Source organism: Candidatus Dependentiae bacterium (assembly GCA_018897535.1).
Taxonomy (GTDB): Bacteria; Babelota; Babeliae; order Babelales; family UASB340; genus UASB340.
Genome location: JAHIKO010000053.1, coordinates 1 through 4806 on the forward strand (window position 1 = coordinate 1; position 4806 = coordinate 4806).

Consider the following 4806-nt stretch of genomic DNA (forward strand, 5'->3'; position numbering starts at 1 on the left):
ATTTGTACAAAGCAATTGTGATTTTTATAAAAAAATTCTGGTGGATGCCACTTTTGACCGGATTTTTTATAGCTTTATTTTATTCGCTTTTACCATTATTCAGTTTGATTGTTGATAAAACTGCTGGAATTTTCTTCTTTTTATTCTTGTTTATGCCTGTTCTTTTGATTTCTATTTTTTTATTTTTTGTGATTGGCGCTATGCCATATTTATTACTTAGAGCTTCTCATGAAAGTAAAGATTTTGAATATTTAAAAAAATATATATCTAAAATAATTATATTTTTTAGTGTTTTTATGTTCTTTATATTAGTTATAGCATTTTTATTATTGTTTAGTTTTAAAAACGATCTTTTATTTAAAGAAAATCTTTTGTTAATTGTTTCAAGTTCAAAATATTTATTTTTTTCTTGCATATTTGGTGTTGTTATTTCTTTTAATATATTTTTGTTTTTAGATTCACATCAAAAATTTGTCTCGATTTTTTCATCTTTTGCAAAAGCAATTAAAGTATTTATCTATTTTTTACCGGTTACAATGTTTTTTGGTTTATTTTCTTTTATAACAGCAATAATAAGAGATTTTATTGCCGGTTATGTAAAAAGTTTTTGGGCGTCTAGCTTTTACATAGCGTCTATAGTCTTTGCTTTAATATATCTAATTTTGTACATAGTTAGCTATTTGCTTACAATATCTTTTATAGCAAATTATTATACAATTTTAAGACATAAATATTACAATTTTTTTTATAAAGAAAACTGATTGATGCATCTATTTGAATGTTGGAAAAATTCTTTATCTGTTTTTAATAAAGAAAATATTTTTTATTTTTTTAATAAATTTTTTTTAAATTATTTATCTTCAACTAAAACATTTTTAAAATATTTTAGTTGTGTGGTTATTTTGGATTTTTTAATTTTTATTATTGCCGGAAAATATTGTAATGATTTTGTCTTATCATTTTCTTTACCGTTAAAAAATGTTTCTTATTGTGCTGCTTTTTTTTATATAGTTTTGTTTTCTTTTTGGTATTTATTAAACAGCTTATATTTCATATCTGTGCTTTTAAAAAATAAAAAATTTAATTGGCATATTTTTAATATTTATTTTAAAAAATATTTTCAGATTGTTTTTGTAACAACTGCACTCGTTCAAATAATACTTTTTATGCTATCTGTTTTTGGTGTTACTTCATTTCCCAATATTCATTGGTTTATAAAATTGATAATAAGATTTTTAGAGATAGTAACTTTATTCTATTGGCTTGAGTCCAATTTTAAAAAAAGAGATATTTTTTTATCTATAGAAAATGCTACAAATTTTTGGCTATATAATTTTCCGTTTTTTATCATTACAATTATTCTTGGATTGACATTAAATTTTGCACACAAATATATTTTTGATCTGTTTTTTGTTGATTTTAATATCGATAGAACTTTGGGAACGTGGGCTTTAATGAAAAATTTACTAACTTCGTTTAATAGATTTGATTTTTATTTATATTTACAAATTTTTTTGATTAAAATTTCCAGATTTTTTATAAATTATGTAGTTTTAACTTTTATTTATACATTCTATTTTTTTAGAAAAAATAAAAACTATTCCGATAGTGTTTTAATTATAGAAGATTAGATTGACCTAAAAAACTTTGTATATTTATACTGTGTTAATTATCTAAACAGAAGCGTAACGCCAAGTATTGCTAAAAGTATAGTTATTATTGAAATAAAAAATGCTGTGCGTAATGTTGAAAATATTAGGCCCAAAACCGGAAATACTATTATTTTTAACAAAAATAATAGTCCTAAAAACAGTATTATGTATATAATATTATCCAAGATTAAATCTCCTGTAGATATTTTACATTATAAGTGTTATTCATCTTAACAAGTCGCAAGCAAAAAATATATTTTATGATAAAATTTTTTATAATAATTTTATAGAAGGGGCTTTTAATGTTTTTTAGAAAAAGATATTTATACCAATTCTGTAAATTATTGCCAAAAAGCATTTGCGTGCTTAACCCAAGAATTAAGCGCGCCGCAGGCTCTTGTCATCCCCGACTTGATCGGGGATCTAGTCTTTATTTTATGTCTAATTCTTCTATACCTATTTTTTTGAACTAATTAATAGAATTGGTTTTATAAAATAGATTCTATTAGAATTATAATTTTATTTTAAAATTACTTGCATTTTATTTAATTCTATGTAACTTACTAAGAGTTTGTAAATTTGATTTGATATTAAATTTTAAGGAGTTGTTACTGTAAAAAAATTAAAATTAAAAAAGTTTGAACAGAGTGTAGTAATTTGTGGTATGAAAAATCACACTTCATCGAGATTAGGAAAAGTATGAAACATCGAAAAATAATATCTGTTCAAGTAATTTTGTTTTTATTTCTAAATCTATTTTATCAAACAATTTTTTCTGGGTTACCAAAAGACACATTAGTTGTTTTAGGTACAACTCCAATTAGTGTTAAAAAAATTCAAGATATAAGTATTGAAGATCAAATTTTAAGTGTAAAAGAAAGAGAAGATGGTTTATTTGAATTTGTAAATACAAAAATAAAAGCTATTTCAAAAGAGATAAAAAAAAGAGAATTAATAAATTATAACTTAATTTTACTTGAAACATCTTTAAATAATTCGAATAATGGGCAATTGTTAATTGATTCTGAATCGCAATTTTATAATTCAAAAACAAAATCATGGACTAATTGTGTGGATTTATCTTTAGAAGATAAACTTTTAGATGTGAACTTAAATGAAATATCTATAGATAAAATAATAAAAGAAAATTCTGATGTTGATATAGAAGTGTATGAATTATCTCTTGAAGAACCACATTGTTATTTTGTATGTGATTCAGCTGAAAATCCAATTTTAATACACAATATGGATCAAATTTTTATGACTGCTGGAGATAAAGCTGAACCAATAATTGAAACAATTGTTTCCGCAGGAGTAACCCTTTTTGGCTTAGCAAAATCCTTAGGTCTTTTTGATAAGAAAAAAAAGCAGGAAGATAAGAAGCAACTGCCTAAAGTCGCTGAAAATAATAAAACCGGCACAAAGACTTCAGATAATACAAAAAAGACTGATGATAAAAAAACACAAAATAAAGATAAAATTAAAAACAATAATCCCGATTTGGATGAAGTTTTGGATGGTGCAATTGAAATTAAGGATAAACAAAAAGGACCGTCAAAAGTTTACGAGAAGACTGGAAAAAATAACCAAAAAGAAAAAGATTTTAATAAACTTAATAAAGGTAAAATTGAACATAAAAAAACGTCTCGTGGCGTTATTCGCGTGGGAAGAACGCGAAATGGTGAACCAGTTATTGATAGAAATTTTAGTAGTTTAAGATCTGGTAATAAACCAACATTAGAAATACAAATTGGGGAGAATAATTATATTAAAATAAGGTATAATTGAAAGCATATTTTATGAAAAATTTAATTGAAATTGGTAAAAATATTTTAAATAAAAAATATTATTTTTTAGATCTAATACATAAAAATGGCCGCCTAAAAATAATTTTAGGGCATATGAAAAAAAATAAAATTATTCTTGATTTTGGAAAGAATTATGTTGATTATAGATTTTCGAGAGAGTTATATAGAATTAATGATTTAAAATTAGCCGGACTAACTGATTATTGGCCAGTTGTCGAAATTTTAGATTCTAAGTATTTGAAAAAATTAAATGAAGAATCATGTGGATTAATTTTTTCCGTGGATAAAAATGCGAGACATTTTATTATATATGATGATGATTATGTCATAGATATTATTGCTGTAGATGCGCCAAAAATAATTTTTAAAAATAATCCTATAATGGGACTATAAAATTGGGTAAAACAGTTGATAGGGAACAGATAATAGATAGAGATTTTAGTTCAGATCGATCTGGTGATAAACCAACTTTAGAAATACAGGTGGATAGTAAGTTTTACATTAAAATAAGATATAATTAAGGATGTTAGTATTATGAAATTTATTAATTTTAAAACAGCAACTTCATTAGATGATATTTTAAATGAGGATTTTTTTATATCGTCTATTATTACCGATAATAAAGGGTTAAGATTAATTTTGTATAATTCGAAAAATGAAAATTTTCAACCAGAGATAGTAGTAGATTTTGGATTTAATGTGGAAGTCTACAGAGTTTCAAATGAAGGGCGAAGGCCAGATCGTTCAGGTATGAAATGTGGTTGGTGGCCTATAATTGAAGTTCAAGATTCTGACTATTTAAAAAAAATAGATAAAGAATCGGATGGAATTTTATTATTTATTAATCCAAATTTGAAACATTATGTAATTGGTGATCAGGATTATATTGTTGATATAATTTCTACGGAAAAACCTTTTCTTTATCTAAACAAATAATAAATGATTTGAATAAAAAGTTAATTATTATGGAAAATAAATTAACAATTAAAAATGGTGGAATGTTGTATGTATTATAAAAATTACAAAACCAAAATAATTCTTTTGTTATTTTTAAATTTATTTTTTCAACCAATTTTTTCTGGATTACCAACTGATACATTGGTGGTACTGGGAACAAATCCCATAAGTATTAAAAAAATTCAAGATATAAGCATTGAAGATCAAATTTTAAGTGTAAAAGAAAGAGAAGATGGTTTATTTGAATTTGCAAATACAAAAATAAAAGCCATTTCAAAAGAGATAAAAAAAAGAGAATTAATAAATTATAACTTAATTTTACTTGAAACATCTTTAAACAATTCGAATAATGGGCAATTGTTAATTGATTCTGAATCGCAATTTTATAA

At 23.6% G+C, this 4806-nt stretch carries 7 protein-coding genes; 6 read left to right on the top strand and 1 reads right to left on the bottom strand.

Features of this window, described 5'->3' with window-relative positions; all coding sequences use genetic code 11:
* The coding region (locus KKE07_03425) for a hypothetical protein (GenBank protein MBU4269901.1) at positions 1-761 on the top strand (761 nt) is incomplete at its 5' end.
* 3 nt (positions 762-764) lie between these two features.
* Positions 765-1631, top strand: coding sequence for a hypothetical protein (locus tag KKE07_03430; protein MBU4269902.1), 867 nt, complete (start codon positions 765-767; stop codon positions 1629-1631).
* A gap of 38 nt (positions 1632-1669) precedes the next feature.
* Here KKE07_03430 and KKE07_03435 read toward each other — a convergent pair whose 3' ends face one another.
* Entirely contained in the window at positions 1670-1837 is a 168-nt protein-coding gene (locus KKE07_03435) for a hypothetical protein (protein MBU4269903.1), read from the bottom strand.
* Between the two features lie 514 nt (positions 1838-2351).
* Between KKE07_03435 and KKE07_03440 the strand changes: the two genes are divergently transcribed.
* The 4 genes from KKE07_03440 to KKE07_03455 all read left to right on the top strand — a co-directional run.
* A complete protein-coding gene (locus KKE07_03440) occupies positions 2352-3440 on the top strand; it encodes a hypothetical protein (GenBank protein ID MBU4269904.1) in 1089 nt (362 codons plus the stop codon).
* An 11-nt stretch (positions 3441-3451) separates the two neighbouring features.
* The gene (locus tag KKE07_03445; GenBank protein MBU4269905.1) at positions 3452-3853 is read left to right on the top strand and encodes a hypothetical protein; all 402 of its coding nucleotides are present in this window, start codon (positions 3452-3454) and stop codon (positions 3851-3853) included.
* Positions 3854-3994: 141 nt separating this feature from the next.
* The gene (locus tag KKE07_03450; GenBank protein MBU4269906.1) at positions 3995-4396 is read left to right on the top strand and encodes a hypothetical protein; all 402 of its coding nucleotides are present in this window, start codon (positions 3995-3997) and stop codon (positions 4394-4396) included.
* A 69-nt stretch (positions 4397-4465) separates the two neighbouring features.
* The coding region (locus KKE07_03455; GenBank protein MBU4269907.1) for a hypothetical protein at positions 4466-4806 on the top strand (341 nt) is incomplete at its 3' end.

Excerpts from the sequence above, each read along its gene's own strand:
- KKE07_03450 (MBU4269906.1), top strand. The coding sequence starts at position 3,995 with ATGAAATTTATTAATTTTAAAACAGCAACTTCATTAGATGATATTTTA.
- KKE07_03440 (MBU4269904.1), top strand. The coding sequence starts at position 2,352 with ATGAAACATCGAAAAATAATATCTGTTCAAGTAATTTTGTTTTTATTT.
- KKE07_03430 (MBU4269902.1), top strand. The coding sequence starts at position 765 with ATGCATCTATTTGAATGTTGGAAAAATTCTTTATCTGTTTTTAATAAA.
- KKE07_03445 (MBU4269905.1), top strand. The coding sequence starts at position 3,452 with ATGAAAAATTTAATTGAAATTGGTAAAAATATTTTAAATAAAAAATAT.